Annotated in this window: 13 protein-coding genes; 8 read left to right on the plus strand and 5 right to left on the minus strand. The window is 62.1% G+C overall.

Translation table 11 applies throughout. The annotated features are described in order from the left end of the window. Positions 1-96 precede the first annotated feature (96 nt). Entirely contained in the window at positions 97-2,718 is a 2,622-nt protein-coding gene (locus tag CGL56_RS14340; protein ID WP_099107265.1) for an alpha-L-rhamnosidase-related protein, read from the plus strand. Between the two features lie 5 nt (positions 2,719-2,723). Here the strand turns inward: CGL56_RS14340 and CGL56_RS14345 are convergent, their stop codons facing one another. The 4 genes from CGL56_RS14345 to CGL56_RS14360 form a co-directional block, all read right to left on the minus strand. Then, positions 2,724-3,470, minus strand: a complete 747-nt coding sequence (locus CGL56_RS14345; RefSeq protein WP_099107266.1) for a LytR/AlgR family response regulator transcription factor — start codon at positions 3,468-3,470, stop codon at positions 2,724-2,726. Continuing rightward, positions 3,467-4,507, minus strand: a complete 1,041-nt coding sequence (locus tag CGL56_RS14350) for a sensor histidine kinase (RefSeq protein WP_099107267.1) — start codon at positions 4,505-4,507, stop codon at positions 3,467-3,469. The genes CGL56_RS14345 and CGL56_RS14350 overlap by 4 nt, the downstream gene beginning before the upstream one ends. A gap of 157 nt (positions 4,508-4,664) precedes the next feature. Continuing rightward, positions 4,665-8,204, minus strand: coding sequence for a DNA polymerase III subunit alpha (dnaE, locus tag CGL56_RS14355; RefSeq protein WP_099107268.1), 3,540 nt, complete (start codon positions 8,202-8,204; stop codon positions 4,665-4,667). Positions 8,205-8,485: 281 nt separating this feature from the next. Then, complete coding sequence (locus CGL56_RS14360; protein WP_099107269.1) at positions 8,486-8,755, minus strand: hypothetical protein; 270 nt, start codon at positions 8,753-8,755, stop codon at positions 8,486-8,488. 154 nt (positions 8,756-8,909) lie between these two features. Here CGL56_RS14360 and CGL56_RS14365 point away from each other — a divergent pair, with 154 nt between their 5' ends. The 5 genes from CGL56_RS14365 to CGL56_RS14385 are packed head-to-tail and all read left to right on the plus strand — an operon-like array spanning position 8,910 to position 13,187. Further along, positions 8,910-9,776 (plus strand): fumarylacetoacetate hydrolase family protein, encoded by an 867-nt coding sequence (locus CGL56_RS14365; RefSeq protein WP_099107270.1) that lies wholly within the window; start codon positions 8,910-8,912, stop codon positions 9,774-9,776. Beyond that, positions 9,777-10,169, plus strand: coding sequence for a RidA family protein (locus tag CGL56_RS14370; protein WP_099107271.1), 393 nt, complete (start codon positions 9,777-9,779; stop codon positions 10,167-10,169). After that, positions 10,166-11,281 (plus strand): D-TA family PLP-dependent enzyme, encoded by a 1,116-nt coding sequence (locus CGL56_RS14375; RefSeq protein ID WP_099107272.1) that lies wholly within the window; start codon positions 10,166-10,168, stop codon positions 11,279-11,281. Before CGL56_RS14370 ends, CGL56_RS14375 begins: the two co-directional genes overlap by 4 nt. Before the next feature lie 11 nt (positions 11,282-11,292). Next, complete coding sequence (locus tag CGL56_RS14380; RefSeq protein WP_099107273.1) at positions 11,293-12,414, plus strand: dipeptidase; 1,122 nt, start codon at positions 11,293-11,295, stop codon at positions 12,412-12,414. 53 nt (positions 12,415-12,467) lie between these two features. Next, positions 12,468-13,187 carry an RluA family pseudouridine synthase gene (locus tag CGL56_RS14385; protein WP_099107274.1) on the plus strand — a complete coding sequence of 240 codons (720 nt, stop codon included), beginning with the start codon at positions 12,468-12,470 and terminating at the stop codon, positions 13,185-13,187. A gap of 97 nt (positions 13,188-13,284) precedes the next feature. On the opposite strand, the gene CGL56_RS14390 is transcribed toward CGL56_RS14385, so the two are convergent. Beyond that, positions 13,285-13,641 carry an MmcQ/YjbR family DNA-binding protein gene (locus CGL56_RS14390; RefSeq protein ID WP_099107275.1) on the minus strand — a complete coding sequence of 119 codons (357 nt, stop codon included), beginning with the start codon at positions 13,639-13,641 and terminating at the stop codon, positions 13,285-13,287. Positions 13,642-13,776: 135 nt separating this feature from the next. On the opposite strand from CGL56_RS14390, the gene CGL56_RS14395 reads away from it, so the two are divergent. Together CGL56_RS14395 and CGL56_RS18485 are read left to right on the plus strand one after the other, a co-directional pair. Further along, complete coding sequence (locus tag CGL56_RS14395; protein WP_099107276.1) at positions 13,777-16,209, plus strand: TonB-dependent receptor domain-containing protein; 2,433 nt, start codon at positions 13,777-13,779, stop codon at positions 16,207-16,209. A 213-nt stretch (positions 16,210-16,422) separates the two neighbouring features. Continuing rightward, positions 16,423-17,565, plus strand: coding sequence for a TonB-dependent receptor (locus tag CGL56_RS18485; RefSeq protein ID WP_245184310.1), 1,143 nt, complete (start codon positions 16,423-16,425; stop codon positions 17,563-17,565). Positions 17,566-17,568: the final 3 nt, after the last annotated feature.

Below are 17,568 nucleotides of genomic sequence, written 5' to 3' on the forward strand. Positions count from 1 at the left end.
GCCCCGATTTGTTTGGAGAAAGGAAGTGAACCCCGGACCGTCATCGGGTTTGGTAAGTGAGGCCCCACCGGTAGTGGCAGCCGCAACCCCGACAGCATGCGCGACCCCGAAACTTCCGATATTCTCTACGCCCATTCCGTCTTCACCGTCCACGCCGACCGGGTGCAGCAGGGCGACAACCTGGCCCTGGCGCTTTCGCCCACCCACCTCGTTTCCAATTACCGCAGTCCGGCCAGCGCCACTTTCTCTCGCCTGATCCACTTCAACGTGAGCATCAACGAGAAGGACAACGAGCTGCCGCCCGGTATCCACCACTGGGTCGTAGTCGGGGACGGGGAGCGACAGTCGCCCGTGATCACCTTCGGGGAAAGGCCGGAAGGAAATCCGCCCCTGCCCCCGTCCTACCTCCCGGTGAATGTGCCCTATACCTTCCGGATAGACGTTTCCCCGGTACTGAATCAGTTCCGCGAGCGGGGCTACTACGAAACCTACGATTGCACCCGGATCGCCGAAGCCGACTTCAAGGGATTCTACCTGGCCGGTGGCTCCGAGCCGCTGACCTGGGATTACGTGAGCCTGGAAGAGCACGGGCTGCGCCTCATGCCGACGGGGGAAGGGGATATTTACAGCCTGACGGTAACACTTAACCCCTATCACCCGGTAGAGGCCGAAGACCGGGAATGGCGGGCGAGCCTCGACCTGAGCGACCAGCCGCAGTACCACTCCGATCAACCCCTGGTGGACGCCCTGTTCAACTTGGCACGGGAAGAGGCCCGCCGCAACATAGAGGCCGACGGCACCTTCCGCACGGGGGCGGAGTGGGGGGGCGTCTGGACCCGCGACATCAGTTACAGCATCCTGCTTTCCCTGGCCTTTCTGGAACCGGAGGTGGCCAAGAACAGCCTGCGCCGTAAGGTGAAGCGCGGCCGCATCGTACAGGATACCGGCTCGGGTGGGGCTTGGCCGGTCTCCACCGACCGCACCACCTGGGTACTGGCCGCCTGGGAGATTTACCGGGTTACCGGAGAGGGGGAGTGGCTGCGGGAAGTCTTTCCCATCATTCGGGACACCCTGGAAGACGACCGGAAGACGCTTCGCGACCCGGCCACCGGGCTGTACCGCGGCGAATCCTCCTTTCTCGACTGGCGGGAGCAGACCTACCCGAAGTGGATGACGAACGCCGACATCTTCGCCTCCCTGAACCTCGGTACCAACGCCGTCCACTACCGGGCCCACCGCATCCTGGCGGAAATGGCCCGGGAGCTGGGCGAATCTCCCGCCCCCTACGATGAGTGGGCGGAGGAGATCAGGGCAGGCATCAACGACCACCTCTGGAGCGAAGAGCGGGGCTACTACGGGCAGTACCGCTATGGCCGCTCCCACCCGGTCCTTTCCGACCGCTTCGAAGCCCTCGGGGAAGCCCTGAGCATCCTGTTCGGGGTGGCGGATGTCGACCGGGCGCGCTCCATCGTAGCCAGGTCCCCCCTGACGCCCTTTGGGGTATCGTGTATCTACCCCCAGATCCCGGGCATCTCCCCTTACCACAACAACGGCATCTGGCCATTCGTACAGGCCTACTGGAACCTGGCCGCGGCGCGCACCGGCAAAGAAGCGGTGCTCAGCCACGGCCTGGCGGCCATCTACCGGGCGGCGGGCCTGTTCCTGACCAACTACGAGAACATGGTGGCGGACACCGGAGACTTCCTCGGTACCGAGATCAATTCCCGGCGGATGCTCTGGAGCATTGCCGGTAACCTGGCCATGGTGTACCGGGTCTTCCTGGGTATGGAGTTTACCTCCAGCGGACTGCGGTTCTCACCAGCCGTTCCCCGGGCGTATGCGGGCCGGAAGTCCCTGACCAAATTCCGCTACCGCCAGGCCACCCTTTCCGTTTCCGTGGAGGGCTACGGCAATCGCATTGCCGCGTTCTTGCTGGATGGGGAAGCCCGGGAAGAGCCGCTGGTCCCGTCGGAGATCCAAGGTGAGCACACGGTCCTGATTAGCCTGTCAAATGAGGAGTTTTCTGCGGGGAAGTCCAACCCCGTGCCCAACGCCTTCAGTTTGCCGACTCCCCGCGCGACCCGGTCAGGCGGGCAGCTCGTGTGGCCCCCGGTGGCCGGAGCCCAGGGGTACCGCATCTACCGCAATGGGAAGCCCTGGCAGGACACCCACCGCGAGTCGGTGGAGCTTTCCGCAGCGGGTGATTTTGCCGTTTACCAGGTCAGCGCCCACGCGGAGGATGGCCTGTCTTCCTTCCTGAGTGAGCCCGTCTGGCGGGCCGCTCATGTGATTGAGTTGCAGGTCGAAGACTTTGCCCCGGCGGCCGATCTACCGTACACTGGATTTTCGGGGGCTGGTTTCGTGGAGGTTTCCACCGACCTGAACCGCTGCCTGGAACTGGAGGTGACGGTAGAGCGGGCGGGCGATTACCTGGTTGACGTCCGCTTCGCCAACGGTAGCGGTCCGGTGAACACCGACAACCAGTGCGCGATCCGGAGCCTGTACGTGAACGATTCCTACCGGGACGTCCTGGTCTTTCCGCAGCGGGGGCAGGACGAGTGGTCCGACTGGGGCTGGTCCAATACGTTGCGTATCACCCTGGAGAGTGGCAAAAACCGCCTGCACATCCGGTTTGAAGACTGGAACCACAACATGAACGTAGCGGTAAACCGCGCCATGCTGGATGTAGTCCGACTTATTGCCGTAGGGAAGGGGTAGGGGGCTTACTTCAGTTGCCGTTCCTCAATGATGCGCCGGAATTCGCGGCGGTAGGTGTCGCTTACGGGCACCACCGCACCGCCGACGTGCACCTCATCCCGGTGCACCTCCTCTATCCATCGCAGGGCAACGATGTAGGAATTGTGGACCCGCACGAAATCGCCCTCCGGCAGCACCTCGAGCAGGTTCTTGAGGCTCTGCAGGGTAGTGATGCGCTTGTCGTGGGTGTGGATCTTCACGTAGTCCTTGAGGCCTTCGATGTGGGTGATGTCATCGAAGTTGACCCGTACCGATTTGGTGCCGTCCTTCACGAAGAAGTAGCGTTCGCCACCATTGGCGGGGGCCGCGGGTGCCGGGGCGGCGGGGGAAGCCGCGGGAGGCGTAGGCTCGGCCTGGGAGAGGGCGTGGCTGATGCGTTCCACGCACTTCACGAAGCGCTCGAAGGTGATGGGTTTGAGCAGGTAGTCGGTTACCTCCAGCTCGTATCCCTCCAGGGCGTATTCCGAGTAGGCGGTGGTGAGCACGATGACCGGTTTGGTCTTCAGCACCTTCAGCAGGGAGATGCCGGTCAGTTCGGGCATCTGCACGTCCAGGAAAAGGATGTCGGGCGGCGCTTCCTGCAGCTGTTTTAGGGCCTGCAACGGGTTGCCCAGGGAAGCGATCAGCGACAGGTCGGGCATGCGCTCGATGTACTGTTCGAGCAGGCGGCGGGCCATGGGCTCATCGTCAACTACCAGGCAGCTCAACTTCATGACAGGTCAATTTTCAGGGTTACCTCGTAGCGGTCCTCGGTATCGGAGATGCACAGTTCGTGGCGGTCGGGGTAGGTGAGCGCCAGTCGCCGCCGCACGTTCTGCAGGCCGATACCCGATTTTTCGTGGAGGGTCTTGCTGTCTTCGGAGAGTTTGCCGTTCGCTACCCGGTAAACGCATTGGTCGCGGTCGACGTCGAGGCGTACGGTGATCCAGGGCGCGGTGGCGGAACTGCTGATGCCGTGCTTGAAGGCGTTCTCCAGGAAGGTGATCAGGATGAGGGGAGCGATGCGCACCCGGTCGGTGGCGCCGTTCACTTCGAAGGCAATGGGCACGTCGTCCTCCAGGCGGAGCCGTTCCAGGCTCAGGTAGTTCTCGATGTACTCGATCTCTCTGTCCAGCGGCACCCGGGGGTGGTTGCTTTCGTAGATCATGTAGCGCATCATGCCCGAGAGCTTGGCGATGACCTCTGGAGTGCGGGTACTCTGGTTTACGGCCAGGTAGTAGAGGTTGTTCAGGGTGTTGAACAGGAAGTGGGGATTGACCTGTGCCCGCAGGAACTGCAGCTCGGAAGTGAGCTGCTGGTTCTCCAGTTCCTTGCGGCGGGCTTCTAACTCGAAGTAGTCTTCCACGAACTTCAGGAGGCCTACACAGGCGGCGGCGAAGAACGCGCTCATGATGACGTTGATGCCGAAGCGCACCGAATACATCCAGCGGTCGTCGGGGTAGAAGTAGTGAAGTATGGACTGCTTGCCCCAGAGCCAGAGCACGGACAGGCCCAGAAAGACGGGTACGAAGGTGAGCAGGTAGCGGCCGACGTTCTGGTCCTTGAGCAGCCGGGGCAGGAAGAAGAAGTAATTCAGGTAGCTGATGACCATCATCCCCCCGACGTGAAAGATGGTATCCGACACGATGCGGGCCCAATCGGGGTCCCCCTTGCGGCCGAAGCTGATGGTATAGAAAAACAGGGAAGCGTACACCGTCCAGAAGGCAAAGTGGAGGATGAACTTCTTGTTACGCTGAAAATAATTGGCCATAGGAGCGTGACTCGCCGGCTAAGGTAGGGCTTCTTGCCGCGGATTCCCTGGCCACTCGGCAGCAGGGGCATTCCGCAAGAAGAAGGGGAATAGTCGATTTTTCCCCGGCAGGTATCGGCCAGGAGTGGGGCTGGGTCTAATATTTCTGTCCAGGCGACTACGCCACCCGGTACTTGATGCCCAATCGCTCGATCTCGTTGATGAAGTCGGTATCGGCGTCGACGGTACGCTTCAGGCTGTACATCTTCAGTTTCATGTCTTCCTCAGGGTCGTAGAAGACCATACGCAGCTTCTGCCGGCCCTGGTAGCGGTTGCAGAGTTCCTCGAGGGCCACCACGAGGTCGCTCGTCAGGTCGCCCAGGGGCAGTTTGAGGATGATGGCTTCGGTCATTTCTCGTCCCAGTCCTTCCAGGAGTTTTACTTCGCTTACGGCGATTTCCACTTCCTCGCTGTTCCAGCGCTGGCGGTAGGCGGCCTTGACGAAGACGGCCTTGCCCTGGTTGAGGACGTGCTTGTACTTCTCGTAATCCTCCCCGAAGAGGCGGAACTCGATGGTCTCGTCGAAGTCGCTCAGTTCAAAGATGCCCCAGCCGTTGCCGTTCTTGCTCACCATGTGGCGGGAGCTGCTGATCATGCCGGCCAGCCGCAGGCTGGTCTTGCCGTACCGCTGGGGATCCAGGTCGGCCAGGGAGCAGGTGACGTAGTTGTCGATCTCGAGCTTGTAGCCGTCCAGGGGGTGGCCACTGACGTAGATGCCGGTGACCTCCTTTTCTCGGCTGAGCTTCTCCGGCAGCGTCCATTCCCGGGCCTGGGGGGGCACGGGTTCGTCGGGGAGTACCTCATCCTGGATCGCCCCGAAGAGGGAGTTCGCGGCCGAGGCCAGTTGGCTCTGGTAGGCGTTGGCGTATTTGGTGACGTGCTCCAGGTAGCTGTCGTACTTCTCGCTCGGGGCGAAGTACTGGGCCCGGTGCACACTCTCGAAACAGTCAAAGGCCCCGGCGTCCACCAGGGCTTCCAGCACCCGCTTGTTGACGCTGCCCGGCTCTACGCGCTGCATCAGGTGGAATACGGAATCGAAGGGGCCACCCTCCTTGCGGGCCGCCAGAATGGATTCCACGGGGCCTTCGCCTACGCCCTTCAGGGCCGTCATGCCGATGCGGATGGCTCCGTCCTGGTTGACGGAGAAGTCGGCCTGGCTCTCGTTGATGTCCGGCCCGAGCACGGGCACGTTCATCCGCTTGCACTCCTTGAGGAAGAAGGTCAGCTTGGTCTGGTCCGTCCGGTTGTGCGTCAGTACCGAGGCCATGTACTCGGCCGGGTAGTGGGCCTTGAGGTAAGCCGTCTGGTAGGCCACGAAGGCGTAGCAGGTGGAGTGCGACTTGTTGAAGGCGTAGGAGGCGAAGGCCTCCCAGTCCTTCCAGATCTTGGCGAGCTTATCCTCGGGGTGGCCGTTGGCCTTGCCCCCCTCGATGAAGGTGGGGAACATCTTGTCAAGTACCGCTTTCTGCTTCTTACCCATGGCCTTCCGGAGCACGTCGGCCTGCCCCTTGGAGAAGCCGGCGATCGACTGGCTCAGCAGCATGATCTGTTCCTGGTAGACGTAGATGCCGAAGGTTTCCTTCAGGTACTTTTCCTCCCCGTCCAGGGTATACACGATCGGCTTGCGGCCGTGCTTGCGGTCGATGAACTCCGGGATGTACTCCAGCGGGCCGGGGCGGTACAGGGCGTTCATCGCGATCAAGTCGTCGAAGGTCGTCGGCTTGAGGCTCTTCATGTGCTTCTGCATCCCGCCCGACTCGTACTGGAAGATGCCGTTGGTCTCCCCGCGCTGGAAAAGCTCGTAGGTCTTCGGGTCGTCCAGGGGGATGGCGTCGATGTCGATGTCCTTGCCGTGGTTGTCCTTCACCATCGCCAGGGCATCCTTGATGATGCTCAGGGTCTTGAGGCCGAGGAAGTCCATCTTGAGCAGTCCGGCAATCTCGGCCACCGAGTTGTCGAACTGGCTGATGTACATCCCCGTGTCCTTGTCGGCCGTTACGGGCACGTGGTCGGTCACCGGGGTGGGGGTGATGACCACTCCGCAGGCGTGGACTCCGGTGTTGCGGATACTGCCCTCCAGCTTGGAGGCCGTGCGGATCATCTCGCCGATCTCGTCCTGGCGGTCGGCCATCTCGCGGAAGCGGTAGGCCTTTTCGGTGTCGTCACCGTTCAGCTTGGACTTCAGCTTGGGGTTGATGTCCTTGGGCGCGAGTACGTCGCGCAGGGTAGCGCCGAGCTGGGCGGGGAACGACTTGGCTACCTTGTCCACCTCGCCGAGGGGGACGTCCATCACCCGGCCCACGTCGCGCAGGGAGGAGCGGGCGGCCATGGTGCCGTAGGTGATGATCTGGGCCACCTGCTGCTGCCCGTACTTGTCGATCACGTAGTCGATGACCTTCTGTCGGCCCACGTCATCAAAATCGATGTCAATATCGGGCATCGATACCCGCTCCGGATTGAGGAATCGCTCGAACAGCAAGTCATACTTGATCGGGTCGATGTTGGTGATACCCGTACAGTAGGCTACCGCTGATCCGGCCGCCGATCCCCGTCCGGGGCCTACGCTGACGCCCATCTTGCGGGCCGCGGCGGTGAAGTCCTGCACGATGAGGAAGTAGCCGGGGTACCCCGAGGCCTTAATGACTTCCAATTCGAAGTCGAGGCGTTCGGTGACCACGGCGCTGAGTTCTCCGTAGCGCTTCTTCGCCCCTTCGTAGGTGAGGTGGCGCAGGTATTCGTCCTGGGTTTTGAAGCCCGCCGGCATCGGGAAGTTGGGCAGCAGTACGTCGCTGGTCAGCTTCAGGTGGTCGATCTTGTCGTGGATCTCCATGGTGTTGGCCACGCTGTCGGGCACGTCACCGAAGAGGCGGTACATCTCCTGCTGCGACTTGAAGTAGAAGTCGGAGCTCGGAAACTTGAACCGGCTCATGTCCTCCATCAGGCTGCCGGTGTTCACGCACAGCAGGATGTCGTGGGGCAGGTAGTCTTCCTCTTCCACGTAGTGGCTGTCGTTGGTGCAGATCACCTTGACGTTGTGCTTGCGGGCGAAACCGAGGAGCTTCTGGTTCACGTCCTCCTGGCTTATCCCCAGGCCGTCGATGTTTTCCAGCCCCCGGTGCCGTTGCAGCTCGATGTAGTAATCGTCGCCGAAGACATCGAGCCACCACTTCAGGGCCTTTTCGGCTTCCTCATCCTTGCCTTGCAGGAGCAGCTGGGGGATTTCGGCGCCGATACAGCAGCTGGTGGCGATCACCCCTTCGGAGTGCTGCACCAGCAGCTCCTTGTCGATGCGGGGGTACTTGCCGTAGAGTCCCTCGATGTACCCGAGGCTGCAGAGCTTCGCCAGGTTCTGGTAGCCGGTCTTGTTCTTGGCCAGCATCAGCTGGTGGTAGCGCACGTCCTTCTCTCCCCGGGCGCGACTGAACGCCTTGACGCGGCGATCCTCCACGAGGTAAAATTCACAGCCGACCATGGGCTTCAACCCCCGCTTGTCGGCCTCCGCCACGAATTTGAACGCCCCGAACATGTTGCCGTGGTCAGTCAGTGCGACCCCCTTCTGCCCGTCGGCCTGGGCCTTGTCCATCATCGCCCCGATCTCCGAAGCGCCATCGAGCAAGGAATACTGGGTGTGGCAGTGGAGGTGGCAGAATTCTGGCATAGGGGAGGGCGTTTCGACCTTGCAAGGTAGTTAGAAAACGCCTTTTTCAAACAAAAAGTTATCCACAGTGGGGCGGTCGTCTTGCGGTACGGTAGTACTGTAGTACAGTAGTACGGCAGTACCGTAGCGCGGTGCCATTGCAGTACGACAGGCGCTCACCACCGAATTTGGGTCTGTCTCTCATTCGGAGGACCAGCGGCTAACGATGAGAGTACAATATAGATTCACCAAAGCCGCCCCCCTAAAGAACTAAAGCCCTAAAGAACTAAAGAACTAAAGAACTACCTAACTCCCCCAAGTCCATCCTGCCGATCCAGAATATCCTCCAGCTGTTCGATGCGATCAGGGTTGCCGGTGAGAAAGTCGTCGAGGCGTTCCCGGAGCAGGGTGTCGGAGTCATCCGAAGTCGGGTTTTGCTTGACGTCCTGGAATTCGTCCGCATCGGAGAAGGCCGGTTGGATGAATTTCAGGATCGCGTCGCTAACGCCATTTTTCTGATTCGTGGGCTGGGCGAGGGCGTCGAGGGTGGAGTTGATCAGGGCTTCTACCATGGTGCATTGTGGCTTTTGTGTGGAACGTTGCACCTGCGTTACCGCCTGAACGGAGTAAATGTTTGGGCGGCGGCGGCGCGCGGGTGCCATGGGGATCGTAAAAGCCAATCCTGCTTGGGGTGGTCGAGCCAAACCGCTTGGTTATCTTCCCCCAATGAAATTGATACGCTTCCACTCTACGGACGGCAGGCCCCGCCCCGGCGTCCAGCGCGCCGACGGTACCCGCCTCGACGTTTCCGCCTTCGGCGGTGATTATGACGAATCTTTCTTCGGCAGCGACGGCCCTGGTCGACTTGGGCGGTGGCTGGTGGATCACGCCGGCGAATGCCCGGTAGTGCCCGCTAATGCCAGGCTACTGCCCCCTTGCGCCCGCCCCTCCAAGATCGTCTGTGTAGGGATGAACTACGCCGCCCACGCCGCGGAAACCGGGGCTAAGCCCCCCAGCGAGCCGGTGATCTTCATGAAGGCCACTACGGCCATCACCGGACCGAACGACCCCATCGTCCTGCCCCGCGACAGCACCAAGACCGACTGGGAGGTGGAACTGGCGGTGGTGATCGGCAAGCGCGCCAGCTACGTCACCAAGGCCGAGGCCCTGGACCACGTGGCGGGCTACCTCCTCCACAACGACGTGAGCGAACGCGCCTTCCAGATCGAACGCGGTGGGCAGTGGGTGAAGGGCAAGAGCGCCGATACCTTCGCCCCCCTGGGCCCTTGGATCGCCACCCCCGACGAGATCACCGATCCCCACAACCTTCGCCTCTGGCTGAAGCTGAACGGGGAAACGATGCAGGACAGCACTACCGCCGACTTCATCTTCGACATCCCCACCTGCATCAGCTACATCAGCCGGTTCATGACGCTGCTGCCCGGTGACGTGATCAGCACCGGAACCCCCAGCGGGGTGGGGCTGGGCATGAAACCCAACCGCTACCTCCAGGCCGGCGACGTGGTCGAACTCGGCATCGATGGCCTCGGCGTCAGCCGCCAGCAAGTAAAAGCTTATCAACCCCAAGGATAAATGGAAAAGAAACGCATCACCCATCCCCAGCGGGCCACCGACTTCAGCACCGGGGCCTACTCCGACGGCGTCATCGTCGGGGACCTGCTGTTCGTAAGTGGACAGACGCCCATGGACTTCGCCACCTCCACCTACGCCCTGGGTACCATCGAGGAGGAAACCCGGCAAGTACTCAACAACATTAAGGCCATCCTCGAAGCGGGAGGCGCCAGCATGGACAACGTGGTGAAGTGCACCGTCCACCTGGCCGACAGCGACGACTTCGACCGCTTCAACGCCGAATACGCCACCTTCTTTACGGGGGTGCGGCCGGCGCGAACCACCGTGGAGTCGGGACTCAAGAATGGCATCAAGGTAGAGATCGACGTCATCGCAAAACTCGATACCCCTTGACCTGGAAACCCGACCACCGGTACGCGGTCCCCGAAGTGGATCAGATTGATTCACCGGCCCTGCTGGTCTTTCCGGAGGTGATCGCCCGCAACATCGACCGTGTCCTGGAGATGACCGCCACCGAAGATGGCCACTGCCTGCAACCCCACATCAAGACGGTAAAGTGCCGCGAGGTGGCGGAAATGGCCCTCTCCCGGGGCATCACCCGCTTCAAGTGCAGCACCGTCAGCGAAGGCGAACTGCTGGGCGCCGCCGGTGCCCGGCGGGTGCTGCTCAGCTATCAGCTCTCGGAGGTGAAGGCCCGCCGGTGGGGGGAACTGCGACGACTGTACCCCGAGACGGAATTTTCGAGCCTCGTCGATAATGCCGCCACCGCCCGCATGCTTTCCGCAAGATTTGCCGACCACCCCCTGCCGGTGTACGTCGACCTGAATATGGGGATGGACCGGACCGGCCTACCACCCGCCGATGCGGTCGACCTGCTGCGCTTGCTGGAAACCCTGCCGGGACTGGAACTAAGGGGCTTTCATGTGTACGACGGTCACATACGGGATACGGAGGAGGCGGTCCGCCGCGACCGCGCCACGGCTGTGTTCGATGAGGTGGAACGCTTGCGCTCCTCGGCGGAGGCCCAGTACGGTCGTTCCCTGGAGGTGGTGGTGGCTGGTTCGCCGAACTTCCCCTTTTACGTCGGTAAACGGAACACCTGGGTGAGCCCGGGCACCTTCTTCCTCTGGGACTCGGGCTACGGAAGCAGCTTCCCGGAATGGCCTTTCGAGCCGGCGGCCCTGCTGCTGACCCGGGTACTGTCGGTAATCGACGGGAATACCCTGTGCTTTGACCTCGGATCCAAGGCTGTTGCGGCCGATCCGCCGCAGCCGCGGGTCTACTTCCCCGGAATCGATCAGTACGAGATCCGGGGACAGTGGGAGGAGCACCTCGTCATTACCGTCCCCGATACGAGTGGATATGAGGTAGGGCAGGTCCACTGGGCCGTGCCCCGCCACGTTTGTCCTACGGTGAACCTCTACGAGGAATTGCTGCCGGTGACCGCTGGCAGGGTAGGGGAAGGCTGGTCGGTGGCTGCCCGCAAACAGAAAATTACCGTCTGAGTCCCCACCGCATGGCACGCTCGCGCCCCTTCATCGTTGACGGACACCTGGACCTGGCCACCAACGCCATGGCCTACAACCGCGACCTGACCCAACCGGTGTACCGCATCCGGCAGCGGGAGCGAGAACTGAACCTTGCCGACCACCCCGACCGGGGACGGGGGACGGTCGCCTTGCCCGAACTTCGCAAAGGAAGGGTAGGATTGGTGCTGGCCACCCTCATCGCGCGTTATACCCCGCCGGGGGCGGGAGCCCAGACCGTACGTCTTCCCGGGTGGCACTCAGCCGCCCAGGCCTGGGCCGACGCCCAGGGGCAACTGGCCTGGTACCGGGAAATGGAAGCCCAGGGGGAAATGGTTCCCATTGTCTCCGCCACTGGCCTGGAGGATCACCTCGCACACTGGGCCCGCGACACCGAGGACGCCAGCAAGCCGATCGGATACGTACTGGCCCTGGAGGGTGCTGACTCGATCGTCAACCTGGATTACCTCCACCGCTACTACCAACAGGGGCTGCGGTCGATCGGGCCGGCCCACTTCGGCCCGGGGAGGTACGCCGCCGGCACCGGCTTGGACGGCAGCGGCCTTACCCCGGAGGGCCGTGAACTCCTGAAGGAAATGGCGGACCTCAAAATGCTGCTCGACCTAACCCACCTCACCGACCGCGGATTCTTCGAGGCCCTGGAAATCTACGAAGGTCCGGTAGCGGCCAGCCACCAGAATTGCCGGGCCCTGGTAGCGGGGGAGCGGCAGTTCAGCGACGACCAGATCCGCGCCGTCATCGAACGCGGCGGACTGCTGGGCGGGGCGCTAGATGCGTGGATGCTGCACCCGGGATACGAACGGGGTAGGGATAATTCGCAGGAGTTGAACATCCTCCTCGAACGCGTAGTGGACCATTTCGACCACGTGTGCCAGCTGGCGGGCAACTGCAACCACGTGGGTATCGGTAGCGACCTGGACGGGCTGTTCGGGCGGGAGCAGTCGCCCGCCGACCTCGATACCGTCGCCGACCTGCAACGGCTGGAGGAGCTGCTGGAAGGCCGGGGGTACGGCGCTGCGGAGCGGGAGCAGGTATTGTCCGGAAACTGGCTGCGGGTGATCAGGCGGGTGGTGGGTTCGTCCGACCACTGAGCTGGGGACCAGCTCCCCCCGGCAACCCCTCCGAAAGCGTTTTCTTTGCGGCTATGAAGCTCGACATCCTCCACGAAGACGAACACCTGTTGGTCGTCAACAAGCCCGCCGACGTCCTCACCGTACCCGATCGCCACGACCCCGACCTGCCCAACCTCAAGCAGTTGCTTTCCGACCGCTACGGAAGCGTCATCCCCGTGCACCGCCTCGACCGCCCCACCACCGGCGCCCTGGTCTTTGCCCGTACCCCTGAGGCCCACCGCGGACTGAGCATGCAGTTCGAGGCCCGGGAGGTGGAGAAAGTATACCTGGCCCTCGTCGACGGCGTGCCCGAGCCGGAAGAGGGGGAGATCGACGAGCCCATCGCACCCCATCCCTCCAAGGTGGGCCGCATGATGGTCACTAACCGCAACGGCAAGTTCGCGCGCACCGACTACAAGGTGATGGAAGTGCTCGGCAAGTTCAGTCTCGTGGGCGTGCAGATTTTCACGGGGCGTACCCACCAGATCCGGGTTCACCTGGCCTACCTCGGCCACCCGCTGATCGTTGACCCGTTTTACGGCAAGCGGACGGAGTTCCTGCTCTCGGAGATCAAGGGCAAACGCTACAACAAGGGCAAGCACGAAGTGGAACGCCCCCTTCTGGACCGGGTGCCACTGCACGCCTCCCGCCTGGGCTTTACCCACCCCGCCACCGAGGAGTGGATGCACTTCGAAGTGGAACTTCCGAAGGACATGCGCGCCATGCTCAACCAGCTGCGGAAACTGGGGTAGGCTGGTCGCTATCCCGTCCGGGAATTGTAGGGGCTGAATCCTGAAACTTTGGCGTCGAGCCGACTAAATCCGAAGTTAGGCAAAAAAATTATATACGTCACAACGCCCATTCGGCGCGGACTTTTTTCGGTAGCCCGGCCACAACCAGATCGTAACTGTGGTCGATGAGGGATTCCACGAACGCGTCCGTGAATTGCCCCTGCTCCACGCGCACGGTATTCCAGTGGCGCTTGTTCATGTGATAACCCGGTACGATTTCGGGGTGGCGCTCCCGCAGCTCAATGGCCCGCTGGGGCTCGCATTTCAGGTTGATGCGGAAGTCCTCGGCGTCGAGACCGGTTAGGGCAAACATCTTTCCGGCCACCTTCAACACCAGGGTGTCGGGTCCGAAGGGAAGGCTTTCGGTGGTAGCGGGTTTGGCCAGGCAGTAAGCGCGAAAAGTCTCCAGGTTCATGAAGCTAATATAAAGCGGAGGTGTCGGGGAAAGTGGGAAAACAGGCGGGTCAACCCGCTGTCCGGCTACGTTCGGGTTTCGCGGCAACGAATTGTCAAGCTACCTTTATCTTTTCTCAGCCCCCGCCCCAACCATATGAATCGCAGTTTTTGGCTACTGGTTTTCCTCTTTTGCAGCACCGGCCTGTGGGCCCAGCACCGGATTTCCGCCCGGGTACTCGACACGGAAGGGCAAGCGGTGCCCTACGCCAACGTAGCCCTCTACACCGCCGCTGATTCATCGCTGGTTAAGGTGGAAGTCACCCAGGACAACGGTGCCTTCAGCCTCGGCAATGTGCCGCAGAACCGGTACTTTCTGGTCGTCAGCTACCTCGGCACCCCCGATTTGCGCATCAACGAACTGAACGTCACCGGCGACCGGGACCTCGGAGATTTGTCCCTGGCCCCCGCGGGCGTGGACCTGGCCCAGGCCACCGTGCGTACCACCCGCACCCTGGTGGAAGTGAAACCAGACCGGACGGTGTTCAACGTCCAGGGAACCATCAACGCCGCGGGTAACGACGGTCTCGACCTGCTGCGCAAGGCGCCGGGCGTATCCATCGACAACAACGACAACATCAGCGTGCTGAGCCGCTCCGGGGTGCTGATCTACATTGATGGCCGCCGCCTGCCCCTCCAGGGAACCGACCTGAGCAACTACCTGCGTACCCTCACCGCGGAACAGATCGACCGCATCGACATCATCACCAGTCCCGGGGCCCGCTACGAAGCCCAGGGCAACGCCGGCATCATCGACATCCGCCTCAAGCGCGCCGAGGACGAAGGCGCCAACGGCAGCCTCTCCGCTTCCGGCAGCCAGGGCCGTTACGCCCAGTACGCGGTAAACGCCGGCGGCAACTATCGCAATGACCGCTTCAACGTATTCGCCAACCTGAGCTACACCCGCAACCAGTCGTTCTCCGAAAGTGACTTCGTCAGCCGGCAGAACAACTTCCTCCTCATCGACGACCTGCTGAGCGTGCCCACCCTGCGCACCCCCGGCGTCAGGGCGGGACTTGACGTCTACCTCGGCCAGCGGCAGACCCTCGGACTGCTGGTCAGCGGCCAGTTCCAGAACGAATTCCGGGAGGTCAACAACAGCACCGAGATATTTACCCTGGCGGCGGCCGGGGGGCAGCCCGTAACCGGAGTACCTGACAGCATCCTGCGGGCACAGGTCTTCGACGACGGCGACCACAACCAGAATACGGTAAACCTTAACTACAACTTCGCCATCGCCGCGGGCCACAACCTGAACGTCGACCTGGACTACGGCCGCTTCCGCAACGACAACCTGATCGACCAGCCCAACCGCTACTTTTCCCCGGCCGGCCAGCCGCTCTCGGTGGCCAACAACTCCTTCGATACGCCCGTCGACATCGACATCTACACCGCCCGGCTGGATTACGAGTTTCCCGTCGGCAAGGGGGCGGCGAGCGCGGGTGCCAAGTTCTCCAGCGTAGCCACGGACAATACCTTCCTGTTCTACGAAGGACTGCGCGGCGACCGCCGGCTTATCGACGGGCGCAGCAACCGCTTCGGCTACGACGAGGCCGTCTACGCCCTCTACTCCAGCTACAGCGCTTCCCTGGGTGAGCGGTGGGATTACAGTTTGGGCCTGCGCATGGAAGTCACCGACGCCACCGGAGCCCTCACCGCCTTCGCCGGGACGCCCGCCCCGCCGGTTGATTTCGACTACCTCAGCCTGTTTCCCAACCTGGGCATCACCCACACCCTGGCCTCGGGCAACGTATTGAACCTGCGCTACGGCCGCCGCATCAACCGCCCCGACTACAACAGCCTGAACCCCTTCCGCGTCCAGCTGAATGAGCTGAGCTACCGCCGTGGCAACCCCTTCCTCCAGCCTGAGAAGATCAATAACGTGGAACTCGGCTACGTCATCGGCCGCCGCTACAACTTCAAGCTGGCCTACAGCCGTACCGAAGACCAGGTGGCCCAGCTGCTGAGCCCCGACAGCTTCGACCCCCGCGCCGGCTTCGAAACCTACGACAACCTGGCCCGGCAGACCGTCTACAGCTTCACGGCCAGCGCTCCCATTCAGCTCTTCACCTGGTGGCGCACCTACCTGAACGCCACAGGGGGCTACCTCAGCAACGAAGCCGACTACGGGGAGGGCGGCACGGTGAACATCGAGGTGTTCAACTACCGCTTCTACAACCAGAATACCTTCACCCTGCCGGGCGGCTTTACCGCCGAGGTCACCGGCCAGTACATCGGCCCCGGTGTCGGCGGCGGTACCTTCGAGTACAACGGCTTCGGGGTGATCAACCTGGGCCTGCAGCGCCGCTTCCTCCAGCAGCAACTCACCGCGAAACTCACCTTCAGCGACCTGCTCTACAGCTCCGTCATCGACGGCAGCAGCAACTTCAACGGCCTCTACGCCGAAGGGCGCGTCGTGCGCGACAGCCAGCGGTTGGGCCTGAGCCTCAGCTATAACTTCGGCAACCAGAAGGTGCAGTCGCGCCGCCGCGATACCGGCCTGGAGGCCGAGGCCAGCCGCGTTCACTAAGACTGCGACTTTTTGTCAGACATCGGATGTCTGTCATTTTGACAGACATCCGATGTCTGACAAAAGGCCGGCGTGTTTCACCCTCCCTTCGTCGGTCTGTTCCGCATTGGTAACTCATCCGCTTGCGGAGCCCATCCATCGATTCCTTTGGGCGACATCGGGAATTGGGCCGTAATTGATGGTCAAACATTGATGAGCGGAAAACCCGAAGCGATGAGAACTGCCCTTACCCTGCTATTTTTTCTGGCCCTTGGCACCTGCGTACGCGCTCAATTGAAGTTGGTCGGACAGGTGCAGGACGCGGAGGGAGCCGCCGTAGCCTTCGCCAACGTCGCCCTCTACCAGGCTACGGACAGCACCCTCGTAAAGGTGGAAACGACCGACGACAGCGGCCTTTTCCGGATGGTGGGCGTGAACGGCGGAACCTATAACCTGGAAGTGACCTACCTCGGGGCGCCCGCACTGCGACGTGAATCGCTGGTAGTGACGGCCAATACCGACCTCGGCGTACTTACCTTGGCCCCCGCCGCCGTGGAGCTTTCCGAAGCCACCGTAACCGCCCGACGGGCCCTGGTGGAGGTGAAGCCCGACCGGACGGTCTTCAACGTGGAGGGGACCATCAACGCCGTGGGCAACTCCGGTCTCGACCTGCTGCGCAAGGCGCCGGGGGTAACTGTCGACAACAACGACAACATCAACGTCCTCAGCCGATCCGGGGTGCTGCTCTACGTCGACGGCCGCCGCCTGCCGCTAACCGGCAGTGACCTGAGCAACTACCTGCGCAATCTGACCGCCGAGGAGATCGACCGCATCGACATCATCACCAACCCCGGGGCCCGCTACGAAGCCGAAGGCAACGCCGGCATCATCGACATCCGCCTCAAAAAGGCCGAGGACGAGGGCGCCAACGGGAGTTTGAGCCTCAACGGGAGCCAGGGCCGCTATTTCCGCAGTAACCTTAACGCCACGGGCAATTACCGCAACCCCTGGCTGAACGTGTATGGCACCCTGGGGTACGCGAATTCCGACAACTACAACCGCATGGTCTTCGAGAACAACCAGAACGGATTGCTGATGGACGAATACGTCTATGCCTTCAACAACAATGAAGGGGCAACCTACCGGGTGGGCGCCGACGTACGGCTGTCGGACCACCAGACCCTGGGCGTACTGTTGGGAGGGCGTTACAACGATTTCCGGGGAAACTCCTCGGACGAGATCGACATCTACAACCTGGGCGGAGCGGCTCCCCGCTTCGACAGTACCCTGCTGGCCCTGACGCAGCAGCGAAACGACCGCTCGCAGAACACATCAACCTCAACTACCGCTACGCGCCCACGGACGATCGCAGCCTGAACA

The organism is Neolewinella marina, from assembly GCF_002631205.1.
In the GTDB taxonomy this organism is placed as follows: domain Bacteria; phylum Bacteroidota; class Bacteroidia; order Chitinophagales; family Saprospiraceae; genus Neolewinella; species Neolewinella marina.

Excerpts from the sequence above, each read along its gene's own strand:
- CGL56_RS14340 (WP_099107265.1), top strand. The coding sequence starts at position 97 with ATGCGCGACCCCGAAACTTCCGATATTCTCTACGCCCATTCCGTCTTC.
- CGL56_RS14345 (WP_099107266.1), bottom strand. The coding sequence starts at position 3,470 with ATGAAGTTGAGCTGCCTGGTAGTTGACGATGAGCCCATGGCCCGCCGC.
- CGL56_RS14350 (WP_099107267.1), bottom strand. The coding sequence starts at position 4,507 with ATGGCCAATTATTTTCAGCGTAACAAGAAGTTCATCCTCCACTTTGCC.
- dnaE (WP_099107268.1), bottom strand. The coding sequence starts at position 8,204 with ATGCCAGAATTCTGCCACCTCCACTGCCACACCCAGTATTCCTTGCTC.
- CGL56_RS14360 (WP_099107269.1), bottom strand. The coding sequence starts at position 8,755 with ATGGTAGAAGCCCTGATCAACTCCACCCTCGACGCCCTCGCCCAGCCC.
- CGL56_RS14365 (WP_099107270.1), top strand. The coding sequence starts at position 8,910 with ATGAAATTGATACGCTTCCACTCTACGGACGGCAGGCCCCGCCCCGGC.
- CGL56_RS14370 (WP_099107271.1), top strand. The coding sequence starts at position 9,777 with ATGGAAAAGAAACGCATCACCCATCCCCAGCGGGCCACCGACTTCAGC.
- CGL56_RS14380 (WP_099107273.1), top strand. The coding sequence starts at position 11,293 with ATGGCACGCTCGCGCCCCTTCATCGTTGACGGACACCTGGACCTGGCC.
- CGL56_RS14385 (WP_099107274.1), top strand. The coding sequence starts at position 12,468 with ATGAAGCTCGACATCCTCCACGAAGACGAACACCTGTTGGTCGTCAAC.
- CGL56_RS14390 (WP_099107275.1), bottom strand. The coding sequence starts at position 13,641 with ATGAACCTGGAGACTTTTCGCGCTTACTGCCTGGCCAAACCCGCTACC.
- CGL56_RS14395 (WP_099107276.1), top strand. The coding sequence starts at position 13,777 with ATGAATCGCAGTTTTTGGCTACTGGTTTTCCTCTTTTGCAGCACCGGC.
- CGL56_RS18485 (WP_245184310.1), top strand. The coding sequence starts at position 16,423 with ATGAGAACTGCCCTTACCCTGCTATTTTTTCTGGCCCTTGGCACCTGC.